Origin of the sequence: Frondihabitans cladoniiphilus, from assembly GCF_039544345.1 — a bacterium.
GTDB classification, from domain to species: domain Bacteria; phylum Actinomycetota; class Actinomycetes; order Actinomycetales; family Microbacteriaceae; genus Frondihabitans; species Frondihabitans cladoniiphilus.
Map to the genome: position 1 here is coordinate 102125 of NZ_BAABLM010000003.1, position 22595 is coordinate 124719.

Annotated in this window: 19 protein-coding genes; 5 read left to right on the plus strand and 14 right to left on the minus strand. The window is 69.2% G+C overall.

All coding sequences use genetic code 11. The features are described from left to right. Positions 1-4: 4 nt before the first annotated feature. From ABEA39_RS08635 to sucC, 3 genes are all read right to left on the minus strand, one after another. A complete protein-coding gene (locus ABEA39_RS08635) occupies positions 5-1426 on the minus strand; it encodes a cell division protein PerM (protein WP_345375439.1) in 1422 nt (473 codons plus the stop codon). 81 nt (positions 1427-1507) lie between these two features. Beyond that, positions 1508-2395 (minus strand): succinate--CoA ligase subunit alpha, encoded by an 888-nt coding sequence (sucD, locus tag ABEA39_RS08640; protein WP_345375440.1) that lies wholly within the window; start codon positions 2393-2395, stop codon positions 1508-1510. A 12-nt stretch (positions 2396-2407) separates the two neighbouring features. Next, positions 2408-3571, minus strand: a complete 1164-nt coding sequence (gene sucC, locus ABEA39_RS08645) for an ADP-forming succinate--CoA ligase subunit beta (RefSeq protein WP_345375441.1) — start codon at positions 3569-3571, stop codon at positions 2408-2410. 180 nt (positions 3572-3751) lie between these two features. On the opposite strand from sucC, the gene ABEA39_RS08650 reads away from it, so the two are divergent. The 4 genes from ABEA39_RS08650 to ABEA39_RS08665 all read left to right on the plus strand — a co-directional run bounded on the left by ABEA39_RS08650 (position 3752) and on the right by ABEA39_RS08665 (position 8354). Then, entirely contained in the window at positions 3752-5419 is a 1668-nt protein-coding gene (locus ABEA39_RS08650; protein ID WP_345375442.1) for a RecQ family ATP-dependent DNA helicase, read from the plus strand. 107 nt (positions 5420-5526) lie between these two features. Then, entirely contained in the window at positions 5527-5937 is a 411-nt protein-coding gene (locus ABEA39_RS08655) for an ester cyclase (RefSeq protein ID WP_345375443.1), read from the plus strand. Between the two features lie 2 nt (positions 5938-5939). Continuing rightward, the gene (locus tag ABEA39_RS08660; RefSeq protein ID WP_345375444.1) at positions 5940-6170 is read left to right on the plus strand and encodes a hypothetical protein; all 231 of its coding nucleotides are present in this window, start codon (positions 5940-5942) and stop codon (positions 6168-6170) included. Between the two features lie 165 nt (positions 6171-6335). Then, positions 6336-8354, plus strand: a complete 2019-nt coding sequence (locus ABEA39_RS08665) for a hypothetical protein (protein WP_345375445.1) — start codon at positions 6336-6338, stop codon at positions 8352-8354. A gap of 405 nt (positions 8355-8759) precedes the next feature. On the opposite strand, the gene ABEA39_RS08670 is transcribed toward ABEA39_RS08665, so the two are convergent. Both ABEA39_RS08670 and ABEA39_RS08675 read right to left on the minus strand, forming a co-directional pair. After that, positions 8760-11279, minus strand: a complete 2520-nt coding sequence (locus tag ABEA39_RS08670) for an ATP-dependent helicase (protein ID WP_345375446.1) — start codon at positions 11277-11279, stop codon at positions 8760-8762. A gap of 36 nt (positions 11280-11315) precedes the next feature. Next, positions 11316-12341: a glycerophosphodiester phosphodiesterase family protein gene (locus ABEA39_RS08675; protein ID WP_345375447.1), complete on the minus strand. Its 1026-nt coding sequence runs from the start codon at positions 12339-12341 to the stop codon at positions 11316-11318. Between the two features lie 205 nt (positions 12342-12546). Between ABEA39_RS08675 and ABEA39_RS08680 the strand changes: the two genes are divergently transcribed. Further along, positions 12547-13398, plus strand: coding sequence for a Bax inhibitor-1/YccA family protein (locus ABEA39_RS08680; RefSeq protein ID WP_345375448.1), 852 nt, complete (start codon positions 12547-12549; stop codon positions 13396-13398). Between the two features lie 66 nt (positions 13399-13464). Here the strand turns inward: ABEA39_RS08680 and guaA are convergent, their stop codons facing one another. The 9 genes from guaA to ABEA39_RS08725 all read right to left on the minus strand — a co-directional run bounded on the left by guaA (position 13465) and on the right by ABEA39_RS08725 (position 22576). Beyond that, a complete protein-coding gene (gene guaA, locus ABEA39_RS08685) occupies positions 13465-15048 on the minus strand; it encodes a glutamine-hydrolyzing GMP synthase (protein ID WP_345375449.1) in 1584 nt (527 codons plus the stop codon). Beyond that, a complete protein-coding gene (locus ABEA39_RS08690) occupies positions 15045-15494 on the minus strand; it encodes a DUF3817 domain-containing protein (RefSeq protein WP_345375450.1) in 450 nt (149 codons plus the stop codon). The genes guaA and ABEA39_RS08690 overlap by 4 nt, the downstream gene beginning before the upstream one ends. A gap of 9 nt (positions 15495-15503) precedes the next feature. Beyond that, on the minus strand, positions 15504-16364 hold the full coding sequence (locus tag ABEA39_RS08695) for an SURF1 family cytochrome oxidase biogenesis protein (RefSeq protein ID WP_345375451.1): 861 nt from the start codon (positions 16362-16364) through the stop codon (positions 15504-15506). Continuing rightward, a complete protein-coding gene (locus tag ABEA39_RS08700) occupies positions 16364-17830 on the minus strand; it encodes a cation:proton antiporter (protein WP_345375452.1) in 1467 nt (488 codons plus the stop codon). Before ABEA39_RS08700 ends, ABEA39_RS08695 begins: the two co-directional genes overlap by 1 nt. 6 nt (positions 17831-17836) lie before the next feature. Beyond that, complete coding sequence (locus ABEA39_RS08705) at positions 17837-18376, minus strand: cation:proton antiporter regulatory subunit (RefSeq protein ID WP_345375453.1); 540 nt, start codon at positions 18374-18376, stop codon at positions 17837-17839. Between the two features lie 162 nt (positions 18377-18538). Continuing rightward, on the minus strand, positions 18539-19660 hold the full coding sequence (locus ABEA39_RS08710; protein WP_345375454.1) for a GuaB3 family IMP dehydrogenase-related protein: 1122 nt from the start codon (positions 19658-19660) through the stop codon (positions 18539-18541). Between the two features lie 9 nt (positions 19661-19669). Further along, positions 19670-20662 (minus strand): type IV toxin-antitoxin system AbiEi family antitoxin domain-containing protein, encoded by a 993-nt coding sequence (locus ABEA39_RS08715; protein ID WP_345375455.1) that lies wholly within the window; start codon positions 20660-20662, stop codon positions 19670-19672. Positions 20663-20825: 163 nt separating this feature from the next. Then, a complete protein-coding gene (locus ABEA39_RS08720; protein WP_345375906.1) occupies positions 20826-21548 on the minus strand; it encodes an ABC transporter ATP-binding protein in 723 nt (240 codons plus the stop codon). 62 nt (positions 21549-21610) lie between these two features. Continuing rightward, entirely contained in the window at positions 21611-22576 is a 966-nt protein-coding gene (locus ABEA39_RS08725; protein ID WP_345375907.1) for an ABC transporter ATP-binding protein, read from the minus strand. Between the last annotated feature and the right edge of the window lie 19 nt (positions 22577-22595).

Consider the following 22595-nt stretch of genomic DNA (forward strand, 5'->3'; position numbering starts at 1 on the left):
GGCCTCAGCGCGTGATGTCGTCGAGGCGCTCGGTGACGATGGCGTCCTGACTCGTCGTCGTCTTGCCGGGAGAGCTCGCCGGCTCGCGGGCAGGGGCGGACCGGTGTGCCGCGAGCGGTTCGATGACGTCCGTCTCTTGATCGTCGGGGCTGATGTGCCCGCGGCCCCTCACGCCGCGCCCCACCAGGTCGCCGAGGCTCCGGTCGCGCAGGGCCCAGGCCGGCTGCCGCAGCACCAGCGCCAGGACGGCGGGCAACGCCACCTCGAGAGCGGCGAGCGCACCCGTTTCGAGAGGCCGGGGACCCACGTCGACGAGGCGGCCGGGGCCTGCGGCACCCCCCGAGACGGCGGCGAGGAAGCCGATCACGATGCCCGCCACGACACCCGACCCGACACCGGCGAGCACCCGGACGAGCAGGGTGTCGTCGGGGCCGAGCAGGCGCTCGAGGCGAGGACGGAGCAGCGTCGCGATGACGAAGGCGGCACCCACGGGGGCGAGGATGCCGATGAAACCGAAGGCCATCTGACCGGTCGGCAGCGCACCGAGGAACGGGATCGCCGGCATCGGCCCGACAGAGGTGCCGAGCGGGGAGACGGACGACCCCGTGCCGAGGGCGAAGCCGGAGCCGACGAGCCAGGACGCGGCCCAGACCACGAGGTTCGGGATGAGCGAGATCTGGCCGATCGTGAGCGCGAGGCCGCCGAGAAGACCCGCGTGGGCGCCCTCGTAGAGGGAGATGATCTGCGCGTAGTGCGTGAGCAGGAGGAGCGCGATGACGACGCCCGCGAAGGCCAGGACCGCCGCCACGGCGCTCGTACCGACGCGGATCGCACTGCCCGCGACGGTGAGGACGGTGGGCGGCACTCGGTCGAGGAGACCGCCGACGACCGCCACGACGGGGTCGGGAGGGAGGCCGCGCCGGCGACGGGCCACCTCGGCGGCGGCCACCAACGGGACGGCGAAGACGAGCGTGGGGAAGAGGATGCCCTGCCACAGCGAGGGCTGGGCCAGCGGGTTGCGAGCGGTCAGGGTGACGAAAGCCGACAGGACCGCGAACACGCCGATCGCGACACCGGTCCCGATCGCCCGATGCTGCGTCTCGGCGACCCGCCGACCTGCTCGGGCCCCGAGCAGGGCCGTGAGGACGGCGAACCCGAGGGCCGCGATCGAGACGAGGATAGGAGCGTTCGCACCCGCGATGCCGGTGGCCTTGGCCGTCGCCGCGGAGAGGGTGAGCGTGACGTCGGCCCCGTGGCCGATGAGCCAGACGTCGACACCGGCGCGCCAGAAGACCGACCAGTCGACCTGCAGCCCGTACTGGAACGCCCACAGGAAGGTGAGGGCGACGACGGGGATGCCCACGCCGATGCCCACGACGAGCACGGACTCGAGCGCGGCGAAGACGGCGACGGCGGGGCGATTCATACGGCCACGACTGTACCCGGGGCCACCGACGACGAAGGGCCGCCCCGCCGAGACGGGACAGCCCTTCAGGATCGCGTGGCGTCAGAGCGCCGCGTACACCTCGCGCAGCAGAGCGGCGGTCTCGGAAGGCGTCTTGCCGACCTTGACCCCGGCGGCCTCGAGGGCCTCCTTCTTGGCCTGAGCCGTGCCCGCGGAGCCGGACACGATCGCGCCCGCGTGGCCCATCGTCTTGCCCTCGGGAGCCGTGAAGCCGGCGACGTAGCCGACGACCGGCTTCGTGACGTTGGCCTTGATGAAGTCGGCCGCGCGCTCTTCGGCGTCGCCGCCGATCTCGCCGATCATGACGATGGCCTTCGTCTCCGGGTCGGCCTCGAACGCGGCGAGCGCGTCGATGTGAGTCGTGCCGATGACCGGGTCGCCGCCGATTCCGATGGCGGTGGAGAAGCCGAGGTCGCGGAGCTCGAACATCATCTGATAGGTCAGCGTGCCCGACTTCGAGACGAGGCCGATCGGCCCCTTGCCCGAGATGTTGTTGGGGGTGATGCCGACGAGCGACTCGCCCGGCGTGATGATGCCGGGGCAGTTCGGGCCGATGATGCGGGTGGCGCCGCCCTTCGACTTGGCCAGGGCCCAGAATTCCGCGGCGTCCTGAGCCGGGATGCCCTCGGTGATGACGACGACCAGGGGGATGCCCGCCTCGATCGCTTCGACGACGGCGTCTTTCGCGAACGCCGGCGGCACGAAGACGATCGACACGTCGGCGCCGGTCTCGGCGATCGCCTCGGTCACCGTGCCGAACACCGGCAGGGTCACGTCGCCGTGCGTCACGGTCGTCCCGGCCTTGCGGGCGTTGACGCCGCCGACGACCTGCGTGCCGGCCTTCAGCATGAGCGCGGTGTGCTTGGAGCCCTCGCCACCCGTGATGCCCTGGACGATGACCTTGTTGTCTTTGTTCAGAAAAATCGACATTGCGCAGTCTCTCTACTTCGAAGCCAGCTCGGCGGCCTTGTCGGCCGCTTCGTCCATGGTCGCGACGACGGTCACGAGGGGGTGGTTCGCCTCGGCGAGGATCCGTCGACCCTCGTCGACGTTGTTGCCGTCCAGGCGGACGACGAGCGGCTTGGTGGCCGCGTCGCCCAGGATTCCGAGGGCCGCCACGATGCCGTTCGCCACGGCGTCGCACGCGGTGATCCCGCCGAAGACGTTGACGAAGACGCTCTTGACCTGCTCGTCGCCGAGGATGACGTCGAGGCCGTTGGCCATGACCTCGGCCGAGGCTCCGCCGCCGATGTCGAGGAAGTTGGCGGGCTTGACGCCGTGGTACTTCTCGCCGGCATACGCGACGACGTCGAGGGTCGACATGACGAGCCCGGCGCCGTTGCCGATGATCCCGACCTCGCCGTCGAGCTTCACGTAGTTGAGCCCTGCCGCTTTGGCCTTCGCCTCGAGGGGATCGGCCGCGGCGGCGTCCTCCAGCTCGGCGTGGTTCGGGTGGCGGAAGTCGGCGTTCTCGTCGATCGTGACCTTTCCGTCGAGGGCGACGATGTCGCCCTGTTCGGTCAGCACGAGCGGGTTGACCTCGACGAGCGAGGCGTCCTCGCCCTTGTAGACGTCGTAGAGCTTCACGAGCACGGGCGCGACCTTCTCGACGAGGTCGTCGGGGAAGCCGCCGGCCTTCGCGATCTCGGTGGCCTTCGCCAGATCGATGCCGGCGAGGGGGTCGACCTCGACGCGTGCCAGGGCGTCGGGACGCTCGACGGCGAGCTCCTCGATCTCCATGCCTCCCTCGACGCTGCACAGCGAGAGGTAGGAGCGGTTCGCCCGGTCGAGCAGCACCGAGAAGTAGAACTCCTGCTTGATCTGGGCGCCACCGGCGACCATGACCCGCTTGACCGTGTGCCCCTTGATGTCGAGGCCCAGGATCGACTGCGCGGCGGTGAACGCGTCATCCGGGGTCTTCGCGACCTTCACGCCGCCGGCCTTGCCGCGGCCTCCCACCTTCACCTGGGCCTTGACCACGGTCACGCCGCCCAGCTTCTCGGCGGCCGCCCTCACGTCCTCGGGGGTGTCGGCGATGATGCCGGGTAGGACCGGTACGCCGTAGGCCTCGAAGAGGTCTCTGGCCTGGTACTCGAAAAGATCCACGCTGTTCTTCCAATCCGCATCGCTGCGTCTCACGGGTCTCGACTCGAGCACCATCCGCACTCCGCGAATGAGTTCTCTCGACATCGAGACATCGGGCCTCGATCAGCCTAGCGCTGTCGCCCTGGCCGCTGCCGTGTCAAGCCCGTGCCCGAGGGGGATGCACGTGGTTCAGTCGATCGAGTGACCACCCGCACTGCCATCGACACCACCGCCGCCGACGTCTACGGCTGGCGGGAACTCCGCCCCGGCCAGCCCGAGGCGATCTCCGCCCTCCTCGACGGGAGGGACGTGCTCGCCCTGATGCCCACCGGCTTCGGCAAGTCCGCGATCTACCAGGTGGCCGGCGCCCTCCTCGACGGGCCGACCCTCGTCGTCTCGCCCCTCATCGCCCTCCAGACCGACCAGGTCGACGGCCTCGAGCGTCACGCTCGCGCGCCCCGGGCCGCCGCGATCAACTCCGCCCGGGGCGCCTCGGCCAACGAGGAGACCTGGCGCGCCTTCGGGGCCGGCGAGATCGAGTTCCTCTTCCTCTCGCCGGAGCAGCTCGCCTCCGACGAGGTCGTCGATCGGCTGCGAACGTCCGGGGTATCGCTCGTCGTGGTCGACGAAGCGCACTGCGTCTCGGCGTGGGGACACGACTTCCGGCCCGATTATCTGCATCTCGGGTCCGTGATCGAGAGGCTCGGGCATCCCCCGGTGCTGGCCTTGACCGCGACGGGAGCCGGTCCGGTCCGCGACGAGATCGTCGAACGCCTCGGGATGCGCGATCCGCTCGTGGTGGGGCACGGGTTCGATCGGCCGAACATCGACCTGCAGGTCGTGCGACACGAAGAAGAGAAGGAGAAGGAGGGCGCGGTCGTCGCCGAGATCGTGGGCCAGGCTCGTCCGGGCCTGCTCTACGTCGCCACTCGGGCGGCGACCACGCGGTACGCCGACGCGCTGCGAGCGGAGGGCGTACAGGCGGCGGCCTATCACGCCGGTCTGCCGGCCGCCGAGCGGGATCGCGTGCACGAGCGGTTCCTCTCGGGTGAGATCGCGGTCGTCGTCGCGACAAGCGCCTTCGGGATGGGGATCGACAAGTCCGACGTCCGGTTCGTCGTGCACGCGGACGTCCCCGACTCCCTCGACGCCTACTACCAGGAGATCGGACGTGCCGGCCGTGACGGAGAGCCGGCCGTCGCAACGCTGCACTACCGGACGGAGGACCTCGGCCTGCGGACGTTCTTCGCCTCGGGGCTGCCTTCGAAGACCGAGCTGGGGCGCGTCTTCACCGTGGTCGCGTCCGCCGAGACGCCGATCAGGCGCTCCGTCCTCGCGAAACACGTGGACCTCAAGCCGCGCCACCTCGGTCGCCTCGTCGATCTGCTGATCGAGGCGTCGGCGCTCACCGAGGGTCGAAGCGGAGTGCATGCCGCCGATGGCATGAAAGCGCGGGATGCAGCGGCTCGCGCCCTCGAGGTGGCCGCGAGTCGCGAGCGGGTCGAGAAGTCCCGACTGGCGATGATGCAGGCCTACGCGGAGACGTCGGGCTGCCGTCGGCAGCACCTGCTGGCCTACTTCGGCGAGGAGCTGGCGGAACCGTGCGGGCACTGCGACACCTGCCTGTCCGGATCGGCGTTCGCCGTCGACGACGACGCCGGGTCGGCGGATGCCGGGGCGACGGACGCCGACTCGACGGCAGACTCGGCTTTCCGCGCCGATGAGAGCGTCCGGCATCGAGAGTGGGGCCACGGCACGGTGATGAGCGTCGAGTCCGACCGGGTGACCGTGTTCTTCGAGAGCGAGGGATACAAGGTCCTCTCGCTCGAGGCGGTTCGCGACGGGAAGCTGCTCCTCGCGTCATCCTGAGTGTCCGGGGGACGTCACATGGAGGGGCCGAGCGTAGACACGGAGACGTGCCGCTCGCGGTACACCTCGCGTCGAGACCGGCGCGACCTACGACAATTGGAGACCACATGTCCAAGGACAAGAACGTAGCCACCCAGGAACGAATCGGCGAGATCCTCACGGCGAAGGACGTCTCGCGCCTCGGCGAAGGCTTCCACCAGAACGTCGTCGACCACGATCCCGTCCCCGGTGCGCCCGCGGGCCTGGCCGGCATCCAGGAGTTCTGGACGTCGTTCTTCACCGGCTTCCCCGACGGAGCCCTCCAGGTCGAGACGATCGTCGCCGACGACGACCAGGTCGCCGCGGTCTTCACGATCACCGGCACGAACACGGGCCCCTTCCAGGGCAACGACCCCACGGGCAAGTCGTTCTCGGTGCGCGGGATCCAGATCGGCAAGTTCGACGAGGACGGCCTCATCGTCGAACGCTGGGGATCGACCGACCAGGCGACCATGCTCGAGCAGCTCGGGCTGGCCTGATCATGAGCGACACCTCGTCCACCACTCCGCCCTACGACGACTCCCGCGAGGCCGCGCGTTTCGAAGAGTCCGAAGAGATCGTCACGAACGACGCCGTCGCCGGCGAGACCGTCGAGCCCGGCATCGGTGAGGGCAACGACGGGCCCACCGGTGGATCGCCCCGCGAGGGCGCTCCGTACGAGGCCGCCAACGACCTCGACGGGGCCGACGTCGACCTCGACGAAGAGCCCTGATCACCTGTTCTCCCCCGTTCGTCCACGAAGCGGGCCGTCCCCTCGGGGCGGCCCGCTTCGGCGTGTGATCGACCTGTTCTCCCCAGGCCGACCCGCAGTCGCACCTGTCCCCGGATCGCCGGCAGGCGAGCCCGTGGGATGCACGTCCCCGCCAGCCTCGAGGGCATGAACGAATCCCCCTTCCGATTGCCCTCACCCCGTTCCCCGCTCTCCTCACCGATCCGGTCCTCTCGCTCCCGCGTGGTCCTCGCGGCCCTCCTGATCCTCGGCGTCCTCGCCTCACTCGTGCCCGCCACCCCGGCGGCCGCGCTCCGTGGCGCGGCCCACGGCGTCGGCTACCTCCACACCGACGGCGTCTCCTGGATCGGCACTTACCGGCTCGACGACGGCGGGCTCGCCTTCTGCCTCGAGGCGGGAAGGGCGTCGCCGATCGGCAGCTCCTACGAGTCGCAGCTCACCGACGCCGCTCTGGGGCACTCCCGAGAGGAGACGGCCCAGGTCGCCTACATCCTGCGCAAGTGGGTCGCGACGCCCGACCCCGACGCGGCCGCCGCCGCCGCTCTCGCCGTGTGGACGATCATGGGCCTCAACGGTCACAGTCAGGCCTGGTATGCCTCGCGAGCCGGTGACCGCGCCCGCCAGGTCTTGACCCTGACGGGCGAGGTGCTGCGCGAGGCGGCCTCGAACGCCAACGTCGATCAGAAGGTCGACGTCCGGTTCGACATCGACGCCGACGGCCGGCTCGGCGTGACGACCGACCTCGTCCTCACGCACATCGGCGGCCGGACCTCGACGGCGCCGGACAGCGCCGCAGTCGGTCGGATCACCGCGACGGGTGCCACGATCCCCGACGGCAGCTCCTCGGGCCTGGTCGTCAACGGCGAGCGACGCGTCCTCACGCCGACGGGCGAGGGCGCGGTCACGGCGATCTCGGTCTCCGCCGACTATGCCGACCTGCCGTTCGGGGCCGCCGTCGCCGTCGGTACCAGTGTCGGAGGCGCCCAGGCCCTGCTCCTCCCCGTCACCACCACCGGCCTGGCCAGAGGAGCCAGCGCGTACGACCTGATCTCACCGCTGCCCTTCCAGCCTCGAGTGCTCACGAAGACGAGCGCCGCCACGGCGGAGAGCGGCACCCTCCTCCGCGACGAACTCAGCCTCGACGTCGAGCCGGGAGACGGCCTCCTCCGAGAGTGGGGCGTGTTCCGCTCCGGCGACGGCTTCGCTCCGATTCCCGTCACCATTCGCAGCCGGCTCCTCGGCCCGTTCGCAAGCGCTCCCACGGTCGAGCCGGACTGGCCGAGCGACGCACCCGAGGTCTGCACCGTCGAGACCGTCATGGCCTCGGGGCCCGGAACGACGACGACCGCAGGATGCACGATCCCCACGGCCGGGTACTACGTCTGGGTCGAGTCCATCGATCCCGCCGACACCCCCGTCGATCAAGGGCGCGACCGTCTCCGCCCCTGGCGCTCCCCGTTCGGTGTCGCCACCGAGGTCACCCTGACTCCCGCCCTGCCGTCGATCGTCACGCGCGCCGACGCCTCGACCGCGGCACCCGGCAGCTGTGTCAGCGATCATCTCGAGGCGACGGGCATCCCGTCCGGGGTCTCCCTCGAGGTCGAGAGTCTGCTCGTGGGCCCCCTCGCCGAGCGCATCGAGGACGGCCACGACTTCACCGACGACCTCGGGCCCGGCCTCGACGGGCTACCCGTCGCGGGACGGACGACCACGACCGTCGTGGGCGGTTTCGGTTCTGACGCCGACGCCGAGGCCGAGGCCGGTGCCGGTGCCGGTGCCGACCTCGTCTCCGCGACGACCGATTGCGTCGACGTGCCGGCACCCGGCCACTACGCCTTCGTCCTCCGGTCGCCCGGCACGGAGGCGGACGCCGACGGGCGCCAACTCGTCCCCGCGTTCGCCGACCTCGTGGCCCACCGAGCCGAGATGATCGACGTGCCCGAGCCCGAGGTGCCCACCGTGCCGCCGACTCCCCCGGCCCCGCCGTCGCCTCCAGCCGCTCCGGCGAAGCCGGCCGCGCTCGCCTTCACGGGCGACGAGGTCCTCCCCAAGCTGCTCGCCGGCGCGGGAGCGCTCTCGGTCGGCGTGTTCGCGGTGCTGGGCACCCTGGTGGCGCGCCGCCTCCGAGCCCGGAGCACGGTCGCCGCCTCCGACGCCGAGGCCTGAGCGGCGCCGGCCGAGCAGTGCTGTCCGAGCAGTGCCGCGGCAGCGCACCCCGCCGCAGCTCCCCCGCCGCAGTTGCCCCTCCGAATCGGCAGGATCCCCCCGTCTCGACTGCGGGCTCCCGCCGATTCGGCGGGTGTCGGCCGCCGCTCGCGCGGGGCCTCGCCGGTTCGGGGTGGGGGTGCCGATTCGACGGGGCGACGCAGGCAGGGGCGGCAGCGGCCGAGCCCCGCCAGCCGCATTCACGCGTCCACGGCCCCTGCCGCGAGGTGTTCGGCCACTCGGCGATGGGCGCCGCAGCAAGACGCGACCTGCAGCAACCGCACCCGCCGCCGCCGCAAGACGCCCCAGCCGCACCAGCACCCGCCACCGCAGGCGCCGCACCCGCAGCCGCAGCAGCCGCAGCCGCTAGATCTTCTCGATCGGCGCGACCTTGATCAGCAGCTTCTTGCGCCCGGCCGTGTCGAACTGGACCTCGGCGATGCGGCGGGCACCGAGACCGGTCACGGCCACCACCCGCCCCTCGCCGAAGTCGACGTGGGAGATGCGATCGCCGGCGTCGAGCTCGAGATCGCCGTTGTCGCGGACGGTACCCGTGACGCGGTTCGCCCACTCGGTCTTCGGGCGAGTCTTGGCAGCGGCGGTCGCTCGGTCGTAGCTGCCGCTGCCGTAGCCGCCGGCTGCCCGGGCGCGGCCTCCGAAACCGCCGTCACCAGAACCAGAACCGATGCCGCGCCGACCACCTTCGTCGAACCCGTCGCGACGTGCGTTCAGCGCACGGGGCTGCGTGCCTCCCCGGCTGTTCGCCATGCCGGGCGACTGCTTCCAGTCGATCAACTCGACGGGGATCTCCTGCAGGAACCGCGAGGGCATGGCCACGTTCACTTCGCCGAACTGCGCCCGGGTCATGGCGAGGGACAGGAACAGCTTCTGGCGCGCGCGCGTGATGCCGACGTAGAACAGACGGCGCTCTTCGGCCGGGCCGCCGGGTTCGGAGGCCGACATGCGATGCGGCAGCAGGTCTTCTTCGACGCCCGTGAGGAAGACGGCCTCGTACTCCAGCCCCTTCGCCGTGTGCAGGGTCATCAGCGACACCGTCCCGCTGGTGTCGTCGAGGTCGTCGGCAGCCGCGACCAGCGTGACCTCGGTGAGGAAGTCGAGGAGGGTGCCTTCGGGGTTGTTCTTCTGGAACTCCTTCGTCACGGCCAGGAGTTCGTCGATGTTCTCGGCACGAGCTTCGTCTTGCGGGTCGCGGGAGGCACGCAGGGCGTCCACCAGTCCGCTGCCCTGGATCAGCGCCAGCAGGATGTCGCTCACCGGTGCGGTCGCCGCCGTCTTCGAGACGTCGTCGAGGAGCGTCGCGAGACCCGTGATGGCTCCGGTCACCTTCGGACCGAGGCCCAGTTCGGAGGCGTTGCGGAGCGCGTCGCGAAGCCCGACCTCGTGCTGGTCGGCGTAGCGCTGCAGGGCGGTCTCGGTGGCGGGACCGATGCCGCGTTTCGGCACGTTCATGATCCGGCGGAGAGCCATCGGATCGGCCGGGTTGGCGACCGAGATGAGGTACGCCATGGCGTCTTTGATCTCGGCCCGCTCGTAGAACTTGGTGCCGCCGAGAACGCGATAGGGAATGGCCGAGCGGATGAAGATCTCTTCGAGGGCACGCGTCTGCGAGTTCGTGCGGTAGAAGACGGCGATGTCTTTGTAGGCCGTGCCGCCGTCGTGGAGCGTCGCGATCTCGTCGGCGACGAACTGCGCCTCGTCGTGCCCGGTGTAGCCCGTGAAACCGATGATCTTGTCGCCGGCGCCGACCGTGGTGAACAGGCTCTTCGCCTGACGATCGAAGTTGTTCGCGATCACCGCGTTGGCGGCGTCGAGGATGTTCTGCGTCGACCGGTAGTTCTGCTCGAGCAGGATCACCTTCGAGTTCGGGAAGTCGTGCTCGAACTCGGTGATGTTGCGGATGTCCGCCCCGCGGAAGGCGTAGATCGACTGGTCGGAGTCGCCGACCACGGTCAGGGAGGCACCGGGGATGCGCCCGCTCCCGTCTCGGAGCGTCGCCACGTACTGGCCGCCCTGCTCGAGCAGCTCCACCTCGTCGGGGTCGACCGGTCGGGTGAGCTCGCGGATCAGGGCGTACTGGGCGTGGTTGGTGTCCTGGTACTCGTCGACCAGGATGTGGCGGAACCGCCGCTGGTAGAGCGCCGCCACGTGCGGAAACGCCCGGAACAGGTAGACCGTCTGCGCGATGAGGTCGTCGAAGTCGAAGGCGTTGGCGCGCTGCAGTTCGCGGGTGTACTGGCGGAAGATCTCGAGGAACAGCACCTCCTGCGGGTCGCCGGTGTTGATCTGCCGGGAGTAGGTCTCGGCATCGCTCAGTTCGTTCTTGAGCTTGGAGATCTTGCCGCTGGCCTGGCTCACCGTGAAGCCCATGGTGTCGGCGTCGAGCTCTTTCAGGATCCGCTTGAGCAGCGCCCGCGAGTCGGCCGAGTCGTAGATGGTGAAGCTCTTCGTGAATCCGAACTGCTCGGCCTCGCGTCGGAGGATGCGCACGCAGGCGGAGTGGAACGTCGAGATCCACATGCCGTCGGCCGATTGCCCGATGAGCTGATGGACGCGCTCGCGCATCTCGGCCGCGGCCTTGTTGGTGAACGTGATGGCGAGGATCTGACTCGGCCAGGCTTCGCGCGAATCGATCAGCCCGGCGATGCGGCGCGTGAGCACGCTGGTCTTGCCCGAGCCCGCGCCCGCGACGATGAGCAGCGACTGGCCGCGGTACTCCACCGCCTCTTTCTGCTGCGGGTTGAGCCCTTCGGTCAAGCGCGCACCGGCACCCCCGAAGGCACCCGGACCGGCGGATGCACCGGGCGCACCGGAACGACCGGAGGCGCCGTTGTAGGCAGGATCGGAGGGCTCGAGGACGATCGTCATGGTGGGTTCAAGTGTAGGCACCGCCCCCGACATCGGTCAGTCGACGGCGACCCTGTCCCGGAGCAGCTCCCCGAGCATCCCCGGGAAGTCGGTGAACACCCCGTCGACGCCGGTGTCGACGATGCGGGAGAACTCCTGTCTCCAGTCGCCGAGCGCCGCCGGGTCCGACCCCGAACGCCAGGCTTTGGCGAGGAACAGGTTCTCGGGCCGAAGGGTCCAGGTGAGGATCTCGAGACCGGCGGCGTGCGCTCGATCGACGAGCCGGGCATCCCCGGATCCGTCCTTGTTCAAGAGGAGCTTCTTCGGGACGCTGATCCCGGACAGACCCGATGCCGCCAGTCCGTCGAGCGACTCCGGTTCGAGTTGCGCGGCATACGTCTCGGCGCTCGACCCGTCCCGAGCGACGAGGTCGAACGGCGCGCCTTTCTTCTCGAGCAGGTACACGTGCCGACCGCCCACGCCCCGCTCGCGCAGGCGGCCGAGCACCGTCGCCTCGAAGCTCTCCACGGTCAGCCGCGGATCGTCGGCCCAGCCCCGCGAGGCCAGCTCGGCCGCGACGAGTTCGTCGAGGGGAAGACCGATCGAGGCGAAGTAGGTCGCGTGCTTGATCTCGGCGACGAGCCCGACCGGGGCCGTCCCCTCGGCGGCGGCCGTCCGGGCGGCGTCTCCGTCGAGCAGGTCGAGCAGATCGCCGAGCCTCTGGATCCGCCCTTCCCCGTCGTGGGCTGCGCTCTCGGGCCGGAGCTCGGGCAGCCGCTCACGGATCCGCACCTGCGACAGTTCCGCCCAGGTGAAGTCCTCGGTGAACCAGCCGGTCACGGACTCGCCGTCGATCTCCTTCGTCGTCCGACGGTCGGCGAACGCGGGATGCTCGGCCACGTCGGTCGTCCCCGAGATCTCGTTCTCGTGGCGCAGCACCAGCACGCCGTCCTTCGTGGCGACGATGTCGGGCTCGATCGCGTCGGCCCCGGCCTCGACGGCGAGCCGATAGGCGTCGGCTCCGTGCTCGGGGCGGAGCCCGCTGGCGCCGCGGTGGGCGATGACTCGGGTTCTGCGTTCCACCCTGGAACGCTAATCGAGGGATGCCCGTCCCGACGCATCCGCCAGGTGAACGTTTGCCGTGCACACCCTGCAAGCCTGCACGGTCCGCAGTTAAGCCCCGGGCGAATGCCCCTCTGACCAGGCAAATCCCCAGGTGGATCCCCAGCGGCGTCCAGTATTCTCGACGGAACGTTCCACCCGATCAGTCCCCCTCTGGAGGCACCCCTTGGCTCACTCGAATCCCGGCTTCAACCAGTCGCCGGCCTTCTCGAACGACGGCCGCGCCCTCGACAAGTGGCGCGCCGACCAGGCCGCAGCCGCCGGCAAGCCCGTCGTCAACGGCGGTATGACGGCCGAACAGCTCCAGGCGCTCTACGAGAAGCCGAGCGCCTCCCCCGTCGACACCGACCGCATGACCTACGAAGACACCATCGCCAAGACGGTCGGTGCGTTCGCGGTCCTCCTCGTCGGTGCCGTCGCCGGCTGGTTCATCCCCGGCATCTGGATCGTCGGCGGCATCGTCGGATTCGTCCTCGCGCTGGTCAACATCTTCAAGAAGCGCCCGTCCGGCGCGCTCGTCCTGGCCTACGCCGGGTTCGAGGGCCTTTTCGTCGGCGGCATCTCGGCCTTCTTCGACGCTCGCTGGCCCGGCATCGTGCCACAGGCGGTCTTCGGCACGCTCGGTGTCTTCGCCGTCACATTGGCCCTGTTCGCCTCGGGCAAGGTCCGCGCCTCGAAGCGCGCCACGCAGATCTTCCTCGTCGCCATGGTCGGCTACGCGGCCTACGCACTGGTCAACTTCCTGCTGCAGGTCTTCCACGTCGGCGCCGCCTCGAACGACTTCGGGCTCAGCAGCATCCGCGTCTTCGGAATCCCGATCGGCGCCGTCATCGGCATCGTCGTCGTTCTGCTCGCGGCCTACTCGCTGGTGCTCGACTTCACGCAGATCAAGGTCGGCGTCGAGCGAGGCGCCCCGCGCGTCTTCGGCTGGCAGGCCGCTTTCGGCCTCGTCGTCACCATCGTCTGGCTGTACACCGAGATCCTCCGGTTCCTGGCCATCCTCCGCGGCAACAACTAGCCCGGGGAGCCAGCACGACGAAGCCCCCGACCTGATGGTCGGGGGCTTCTTCGTGCTTCGGGAGGGCTATTCCCATTCGATGGTGCCCGGTGGCTTGCTCGTGACGTCGAGGACGACGCGGTTCACGCCCTCCACCTCGTTCGTGATGCGGTTCGAGATGCGCGCCAGCACGTCGTACGGCAGGCGGGTCCAGTCGGCGGTCATGGCGTCTTCGCTCGACACGGGGCGCAGCACGATCGGGTGACCGTAAGTGCGCCCGTCGCCCTGCACACCGACCGACCGCACGTCGGCCAGCAGCACGACCGGGCACTGCCAGATCTCGCCGTCGAGCCCGGCCGCAGTGAGCTCGGTGCGCGCTATCTTGTCGGCCTTGCGGAGGAGCTCGAGACGCTCGTAGGTCACCTCGCCGACGATGCGGATCCCGAGGCCGGGGCCGGGGAACGGCTGTCGGCCCACGATGACCTCGGGAAGCCCCAGCTCGCGGCCGATGGCCCGCACCTCGTCTTTGAACAGGGTGCGGAGGGGCTCGACGAGGGCGAACTGCAGGTCTTCGGGGAGGCCGCCGACGTTGTGGTGGCTCTTGATGTTGGCCGTGCCGGTACCGCCGCCGGACTCGACGACGTCGGGGTAGAGCGTGCCCTGCACGAGGAACTCGACCGGCTCGCCGTCGTTCGACTCGGAGGCCTCCAGCACCAGGTCGGCGGCGGCGGCCTCGAAGCTGCGGATGAACTCGCGCCCGATGATCTTGCGCTTCTGCTCGGGGTCGGTCACACCGGCCAGGGCGTCGAGGAACTGCTTCTCGGCGTCGATGGTGACGAGGCGGATGCCCGTTGCGGCCACGTAGTCCTTCTCGACCTGGGCTCGCTCGTCGGCGCGGAGGAGACCGTGGTCGACGAAGATGCAGGTGAGCTGGTCTCCGACGGCCTTGTGCACGATCGCCGCGGCGACCGCGGAGTCGACACCACCGGACAGACCGCAGATGACGCGGCCGGAGCCGACCTGCTCCTGAATGCGGGCGACCTGCTCGGCGATGACACTGCCGCTGTTCCAGTCGGCCGGGATGCCGGCGGCCCGGTGCAGGAAGTTCTCGAGCACGGCCTGGCCGAACGACGAGTGCTTGACCTCGGGGTGCCACTGCACCCCGTAGAGACGGCGAGCGTCGGAGGCGAACGCGGCGACGGGAGTGGAGGCGCTCGACGCGAGCACTTCGAAGCCTTCAGGAGCCTTCGAGACGCTGTCGCCGTGGCTCATCCAGGTCGTCTGGTCGGCGGGCTGGCCGTCGAGCAACGTGGACGTCGTCCCCGTGATGTGGACGTCGGTGGCGCCGTACTCGCGCTGACCCGTCTGGGCGACCTCGCCGCCGAGCGCCACCGCCATGGCCTGGAAGCCGTAGCAGATGCCGAGGACGGGTACGTCGAGCTCGAGGATCGCCGGGTCGAGCGCCGGGGCGCCCGTCTCGTAGACACTCGACGGGCCACCGCTCAGGACGATGCCGACGGGGTTCTTCGCGGCGATCTCGGCAGCGGTGATCGTGTGAGGGACGATCTCGGAGTAGACGTTGGCCTCGCGGACGCGACGGGCGATCAGCTGGGCGTACTGCGCCCCGAAGTCGACGACGAGGACGGGCTGCTGAGAGGTCTCTTCACTCACGCGGTCGCCACTCCCGCCCGGCTCACGGCACGCTCGGCCTGGAGGGTCTCGTACTGCTCGAGGGCGAGCTTGGCCATGTGGCGCTCCATGAAGAAGGAAAGGAAGGGGATGACCCCGCCGAGGGCGATGAGGACGAAGCGGGTGAAGGGCCAGCGCATGATGCTCCAGAGCCGGAAGTCGGCGATCAGGTAGAGCACGTAGAGCCAGCCGTGAGCGATGAGGATGAACAGCGACAGGTCGAGGGCCGGGCTGCGGATCGTGTCGGCTCGGACGAAGAAGCCACGCGGATCGTTCAACGCCAGCTCGGTGTGGAGCGGCGTGTACTTGAGGATCATCTCCATGCACAGGAGGAGGAGCATCACACCGGTGACGTAGGCGCAGACCTTGTAGAACCGCACGGCCCCGGGGATCTTGGGGATGTCGCGCGGGCGGGGCTTCAGAGGCATGGAGCAATTCTAGTCGTGACGGTTCGAGGGGCCGACGGTCGTGGACGACGCCAAGAGGGCGTCGTCGAAGTCGTCCTCGTCGAGTTCGGTCTCGCGTTCGAACGCATCGCGCACGAGGCGGTACCAGAGGAAGATCGCGAAGCCCGCGAAGACGACCCACTCGACGGCGTAGAACACGTTCAGCCAGTTGAGGGTGGCCTTGTCGATGGGAGCGGGCGAGTAGATCGGGCTGAGGGGGCCGTAGGCACGGGAGTCCACCACGTAACCGTCGTAGACGGAACCGCTGAAGTTCGCGTACTCGTTGATCAGCTGCGGGACGGCGACGACCGTCAGCTCGCCCTGCTGGAACTTGCCGTCGTCGGCGGACTCGGTCGGGAGGTAGCGGCCGTCGAGCGTGGTGACCGTCGGAGCCAGCGGGACGTCGACGATGGCCTGACGTGCATCCGCCTCGGTCCGCCCCCAGCCCACGGCGACGACGACGGACGCACCGTTGGCTTGGTCGACGAAGCGCCCCGTCAGCCAGTAGCCGGTGCCGTGCTGCCCCTGCTGCAGGCGCTCGGACACGACCCGGAAGTCGTCGGGCGCGAAGGAGCCCTTGACGGACACCTTCTGACCGGTGAGCCGGTCGAGGAACTCGGCAGTCGGGCGGGTCACGTCGGAGAGGACCTTGCGGGTCTCCGAACCGGTGTTGACGGGCTTCAGGCTCTCGACGCTCCGATCGAGCTGCCAGTGGCCGAGGAATGCGAAGAGCGCCGCGACGGCGAGGGCGAACACGAGCGCACCGATCCACCGGGGGCGCCGCGCCACGACCCAGAGGGTCTCGGGGAGGTCGTCGCGCTCGGGGTGCCTGGGGGTGGGTGCCTGGCTCATCAGTATTCGGGGTCTCTCTGCCTGGTCGCACGCTGGTCGGACTGCTGCCCGGCCTGCTCTGCCGCTCGGTCGACCAGTGCGTCTCCGTCGGGGCCGACGGGGTCGAGGTCGTCGACGTCGTCGGTGTTCGCCTCGGTGAAGTCGCTGTCCGCTTCTTCGTCGAGGTCGTCGGCGAACTCGTCGGTGACGACGCTCCGCCTTTCGGGGGTGTCGCCGGCCAGAGCCGCCTCCATCAGGGCGATCTCCTCGCTTCCGCGGGGAGGACCGTCACGGTGCCCGTCGGCGGTGTCGCCGGTTTTCTTCCGCGCACGCAAGAGTACGCCTCCGATCTTCTCGGAATTGGACGCGAGCAGGGGGCCTACGATCGCCATGATCAAGACGTAGAGACCGGCGAACGGCTGGATGCGGTCGTCGAGGCCCGCGCCGAGCGAGAGGGTGGCCAGGATCAGCGCGAATTCTCCTCGGTTGTGGAGGATGAACGCCGTGTTGAGACCCGCCTGCGGCCCGAGCTTGTTGATCCAGGCGACGAGCTGGCCTGCCCCCAGGTTGAGCAGGATCGTCATGGCGCAGGCGGCCAGAACGGTCCAGAAGACGGTCGGGAAGAGAGCCGGGTCGAGCCCGATGCCGAAGTTGAGGAAGAAGAAGGCCGCGAAGATGTCGCGCATCGGGAGCGCGAAGGTCTCGATGCGATTGCGGAATCGGGTCGCACCGCAGACGAGGCCGATGAGGAAAGCCCCGATGGCGTCGGTCACGCCGAGGATCTCGCCGATGCCGGCGAACATCACGGCGAGGCCGAAGAACAGCACGGTGAACAGTTCGTCGTCGCGGGTGCGCATGAGTCTCGACACGAGCGCCCCGCCCTTTCGGGCGAGCGTGAACATGACGATCAGGAACAGGAAGGCGACGACGAGTTTGCCGATCACCGGGATCGGGTCGGTCTCGCCGCTGAGGACGACGGACACGATCGCGAGATAGATCGCGATGAAGATGTCCTCGACGACGGTGACGCCGAGGATCATCGGGGTCTCGCGATTCGCCAATCGCCCCAGTTCGATCAACAGCTTGGTGACGATCGCGCTCGACGAGGTCGCGGTGATGCCCGCGATCACGAGCGCTTCTCGGGTGCCCCAGCCGACCCAGAACCCGAAGGCCAGCCCGGCCACCATGTTGACCGCGATGTAGCTGCCGCCCGAGAGCACGAGCCGTCGGATGTTGCCGAAGAACTCGTCCTGGTCGAACTCGAGGCCCAGGTTGAACAGCAGCAGGATCAGGCCGAAGATCGCGATGAGCTCGATCTTGTCGGACCCGAAACTCAGGGGGAACCAGCCCACGTGCGGGCTCGCGAGAAGCCCGACGACCATGTAGACGGGAATGGTCGGGAGACCGATGAGCTTGGCCAGACGCCCGAGGACGTAGGCGATCAGCAGCAGGACGCCGAGGACGAGGAGTTCTTGGCCCAGGTGCATCGGCGGCTAGCTTCCGGGCGGGGCTTCGACCGACACGGAGCCCGCGGGCGCCTTGACCTTGCCGTTGCGGTAGAACGAAAACGCCTTGGCGACTTTTTCAGGAGAGCCGGCGACGACGAGCGTGTCGCCCGGGAAGACGCGGAAGTCGCCCGACGGGGCCGGATTCGCCGACTCGCCGCGCACCACGGCCACGACCGTGAGACCGACGACGCCCATGGCCGCGAGGTCGCCGAGGGGCTGACCGGCGATGTGGTCGTCGTAGTCGACGGGGAACCAATCGATGCTGAGGCCTGGCATCGCCTCGAGAGCCGAGAGCGACTCGGTGATGCGGGTGCCGCCGAGCAGCTCGGCGAGCGTGTGCGCCTCGTCCTCGCTCAGACGCAGCGACACCTTGGTGGCGTCTTTGCCGTCGCTTTCGTCGCTGAACGCGATCAGGTCGGAATGGCCCGAACGGTGCGTGATGACACCGCACTTGCCACCGTCGTCGGTGATGAAGGTGTGCAGGACTCCCACGCCGGGGAGTTTCACACGACGCACGTCAACCATGGGCTGATCTCCAGAAGCTTGTGGGGTCGGTCGTCTCAGCCTAGCGGTGCCGGGATGCACGGGAGCCGGGCCGATCCTCACCTGTGGACAACGTGCATCCCCGTCGCGCTCTTCCCTCAGGGGGCAGGAGGATGCACGCCTCCAGCGAACAGGCCGACGCGCCTAGTGCGGGTGGTACGGCGCGACGACGACCTCGACGCGCTGGAACTCTTTCAGGTCGCTGTAGCCGGTCGTCGCCATCGATCGACGGAGCGCGCCGATCAGGTTCGCGGTGCCGTCGGCCGTCTCGGCAGGCCCGTAGAAGATCTTCTCGAGGGTGCCGACCGACCCGACGTGGACGCGACGACCGCGGGGCAGCTCGAGGTGGTGCGCCTCGGGGCCCCAGTGGTAGCCGCCGCCGGGCACGTCGGTCGCGCGAGCGAGGGCCGCGCCGAGCATGACCGCGTCGGCGCCGGTCGCGATGGCCTTGACGATGTCGCCCGAGGTGCCGAGACCGCCGTCGGCGATGACGTGCACGTAGCGTCCGCCCGACTCGTCGAGGTAGTCGCGGCGGGCGCCGGCGACGTCGGCCACGGCCGTGGCCATGGGGGCGTGGATTCCGAGGGATGCACGGGTCGTCGAGGCAGCGCCGCCCCCGAACCCGACGAGCACGCCTGCCGCACCCGTCCGCATCAGGTGGAGAGCCGCGGTGTAGGTGGATGCCCCGCCCACGATCACCGGGACGTCGAGCTCGTAGATGAACTTCTTCAGGTTGAGCGGCTCGGTGCTCTTGGAGACGTGTTCGGCCGACACGGTGGTGCCCCGGATGACGAACACGTCGACACCGGCGTCGACCACCGTCTGGTATAGGTCTTGGGTGCGCTGCGGGCTGAGGGCGCCGGCGACGACGACCCCTGCGGCCCGGATCTCGGCAAGGCGCGCGGTGACGAGCTCCGGGCGGATCGGAGCCGAGTAGATCTCCTGCATGCGGCGGGTGGCGACCTCGTCGGGCAGCTCGCGGATCTCGGCGAGCACGGTCTCGGGGTCGTCGTAGCGGGTCCACACGCCCTCGAGGTCGAGGACGCCGAGGCCCCCGAGCTGCCCGATGCGGATCGCGGTGGCCGGGCTCACGACGGAGTCCATCGGCGCGGCGATGATCGGCGACTCGAACTGGAACGCGTCGATCGACCAGCCGACGTGGACGTCTTTCGGATCGCGAGTACGGCGGGACGGGACGATGGCGATGTCGTCGAACGCGTAAGCCCTGCTGGCGCGCTTGGCAACGCCGATCTCTACCTCAGTCACCCGCCTACCCTACCGGTTGGCCTCCCCCGCGGTTCGGGCCGCGGCCGTGCGACGTTCCTCAGACTGCCCCGCCCGCCGCGGCACCCTCGCTTCGGAGAGCAGGGCGAACAAGCGGGGCGGGTTCATGAGGTCGCTCCACACCCATCGCGCCACTCGAGAGACTTCGGGGTGAGCCTCGAGTCGACGCTCTCGGGCCTTTTCCCGCACGACCACTTGAGAGGGGCTGAGCGCGCCGAGGTACTCGGGTTTCGAATACTTCGCGAACCCGTCGAACTCGCCGACGATGCCGGCCTCCTCCCACCAGAAATCCGTGAAGCCTATTCGCCCACGACGGTCGCGGAACTCCTTCTGGAGGATCGTCGGCGCTTGGAACCCCAGTTCGTGGATGACGACTCGGGAGAGGCTCTCTCCAGGATTCGCCGCCCTCTCGTCGGCGAAGGCGAGAGCTCGGAGGACCGCGCCCTCCCCGTAGCGCATCCCGCTGCTCTCGACCTCGTGCCGGACGGAGTCTCGCTCGAGGAGGCCCGTGCGGAGGGCGGAGTCGAGAGCCGCCACACCGTCGCGGAAGGGGAGCGAACGAGCGACATCGACGAGCGTCCTCCTCGGGGTCGTCACGAGGAACGGTGGCCGCGCGAGACGATCGGACTCCGTCAGCGACCCCGCATGCAGGACGAGTCCGTTCCTCCGGCGAGTGGATCGCGCGCTCGGGTCGAGCACGTGCACCTCCTCCGGTTCGCGCAGGAGGGAGACACCGTGGAGGACGGCTGCCGAATCGTGCGAGACGATGTCGGCGAAACCGCGGCTTCCGATCACGGCATGAATACGGAGGATGCTCCTCTCGCGCCTCGAGGCCGCGTTCCACATCGCGGCGTCGACGTAGGCGCCACGACGGAGTCGTCGGATTCGACCGGATTCGTGAAGGGTTCGCAAGGCGCGTTCGTCGGTGGCGCCTCGGGACACGAAGACGCCCTCGATCGGACTCGCGGGAGGATCGGTGTGCATCGACCGAGGATGCCCGAACCCGTGCATCCCCCGCTGGAGTTGTCCACAGCCCTACGTCGCGACACCGGAAACGGCTCGAAACACCAGTCGTTACAGGTGTTTCGGGCCGTTTGTGGTGTCGGGAGCGATGCGGGCGCGGCGCGGGCGCCGCGCCGGCGCGCAGCTACGCGCCGTCGACGTCCTTCGCCAGCGTGCCGAGGTACAGCTCGATCACCTTGGGGTCGTCGGCGAGCTCGCGCCCGGTGCCCGAGTAGGCGTTCCGCCCCTGGTCGAGCACGTAGCCGCGGTCGCAGATCTGGAGGCAGCGGCGCGCGTTCTGCTCGACCATGATCACCGAGACGCCGGCCTTGTTGATGCGTCGGGTGCGGATGAACGTCTCGTCCTGGCGCACCGGCGACAGACCCGCGGAGGGCTCGTCGAGCAGCAGCACCTTCGGGTCCATCATCAGCGCCCGCGCCATGGCGACGGACTGCCGCTCGCCGCCGGAGAGCGAGCCCGCGCGCTGAGCACGGCGGTCGGAGAGCACCGGGAACAGGTCGAAGATGAAGTCGAGGCGCTCGGCGAACTGCTTGGGGCGGAGGAACATGCCCATCTGCAGGTTCTCCTCGATCGACAGCGACGGGAACACGTTGTTCGTCTGCGGCACGAACCCGATGCCGGCCTGGACCAGCTTGTTGGCCTTGAGGTTCGTGATGTCGCGTCCGGCCAGCGTCACGCTGCCCGAGTGGATCTTGACGAGACCGAACAGGGCCTTGAGAAGCGTCGACTTGCCGGCGCCGTTCGGGCCGATGATGCCGATCAGCTCGCCCGAGTAGCAGACCAGGTCGCAGTTGTTGAGGATGTTCACCCCGGGCAGGTAGCCGGCGACGAGGTCGTTCGCCCGCATGATCGGCTCCTGGCCGGCGAACTTGTCGGTGCCCTTGTGGACGTCCGTGTCGATGACGTTGCTCATGCTGTGCCTTCTTCTTTGCGTGCGTCGGCCTCTTTGCGTGCGTCGGCCTCGTGCGCGACCTCGGCCTCGATCTCGTCGAACGACTCGTCGGTCAGCAGCGAGTCGTCGCCCAGGTCGGTGTCGTGGTGGGCGCCGAGATAGGCGTCGACCACGGCGGGATTGTCCATCACGGTGTCGGCCGGGCCCTCGGCGACGATCCGGCCCTCGGCCATGACGATGACCCAGTCGGAGATGTGCCGCACCATGTGCATGTCGTGCTCGACGAACAGCACGGTGGTGCCCTCGTCGCGCAACGACTGGATGTGCCCGAGGAGCGACTGCGTCAGCGCCGGGTTCACCCCGGCCATCGGCTCGTCGAGCATGATCATCGACGGGTCGCTCATCAGGGCGCGCGCCATCTCGAGGAGCTTCCGCTGGCCGCCGGAGAGGCTGCCCGCGTAGTCGTCCTTCTTCTCGTAGAGCTTGAAGCGCTCGAGCAAATCGGCGGCCTTCGCCTCGATTTCCGCCTCCCGCTTCCGCCAGAGCGGCTTCACGATGGCGACGAAGAAGTTCTCGCCCGGCTGGTCGCGCGCCCCGAGGAGCATGTTCTCCATCACGGTCAGACGCGAGAGCGCCTTCGTGAGCTGGAAGGTGCGGACCATGCCCTGACGCGACACCTTGGCGGCGCCGACGGCCCCCATGTCGCGGCCGTTGAAGATCCACTTCGCCGTGTCGGCGCCGCGCTTCAGCATCGACGGCGCCGAGTTCGGCTTGTCGAATCCGGTGAGCAGGTTGAAGAACGTCGTCTTGCCGGCACCGTTCGGTCCGATCAGCGCCGTGATGGCGCCGCGCTGGACCTCGACGTGGCCGACGTCGACCGCGGTCATGCCGCCGAATCGACGCACCACGTTGTCGACGACGAGGATCGGGTCGGGCTTCGACGAGCCCGGCTCCTCCGGCACGAGGGCGAGCTTCCGCCGCAGTTCGACGCGGTCGTAGTCG

What these genes read in the sequence shown, in the direction of transcription:
- ABEA39_RS08690 (WP_345375450.1), bottom strand. Translation starts at nt 15,494, where the DNA reads ATGCCTCTGAAGCCCCGCCCGCGCGACATCCCCAAGATCCCCGGGGCC.
- ABEA39_RS08670 (WP_345375446.1), bottom strand. Translation starts at nt 11,279, where the DNA reads ATGACGATCGTCCTCGAGCCCTCCGATCCTGCCTACAACGGCGCCTCC.
- ABEA39_RS08660 (WP_345375444.1), top strand. Translation starts at nt 5,940, where the DNA reads ATGAGCGACACCTCGTCCACCACTCCGCCCTACGACGACTCCCGCGAG.
- ABEA39_RS08705 (WP_345375453.1), bottom strand. Translation starts at nt 18,376, where the DNA reads ATGGTTGACGTGCGTCGTGTGAAACTCCCCGGCGTGGGAGTCCTGCAC.
- ABEA39_RS08695 (WP_345375451.1), bottom strand. Translation starts at nt 16,364, where the DNA reads ATGAGCCAGGCACCCACCCCCAGGCACCCCGAGCGCGACGACCTCCCC.
- ABEA39_RS08635 (WP_345375439.1), bottom strand. Translation starts at nt 1,426, where the DNA reads ATGAATCGCCCCGCCGTCGCCGTCTTCGCCGCGCTCGAGTCCGTGCTC.
- ABEA39_RS08655 (WP_345375443.1), top strand. Translation starts at nt 5,527, where the DNA reads ATGTCCAAGGACAAGAACGTAGCCACCCAGGAACGAATCGGCGAGATC.
- ABEA39_RS08715 (WP_345375455.1), bottom strand. Translation starts at nt 20,662, where the DNA reads ATGCACACCGATCCTCCCGCGAGTCCGATCGAGGGCGTCTTCGTGTCC.
- ABEA39_RS08720 (WP_345375906.1), bottom strand. Translation starts at nt 21,548, where the DNA reads ATGCGGGCGAACGACCTCGTCGCCGGCTACCTGCCCGGGGTGAACATC.
- ABEA39_RS08700 (WP_345375452.1), bottom strand. Translation starts at nt 17,830, where the DNA reads ATGCACCTGGGCCAAGAACTCCTCGTCCTCGGCGTCCTGCTGCTGATC.
- sucD (WP_345375440.1), bottom strand. Translation starts at nt 2,395, where the DNA reads ATGTCGATTTTTCTGAACAAAGACAACAAGGTCATCGTCCAGGGCATC.
- ABEA39_RS08665 (WP_345375445.1), top strand. Translation starts at nt 6,336, where the DNA reads ATGAACGAATCCCCCTTCCGATTGCCCTCACCCCGTTCCCCGCTCTCC.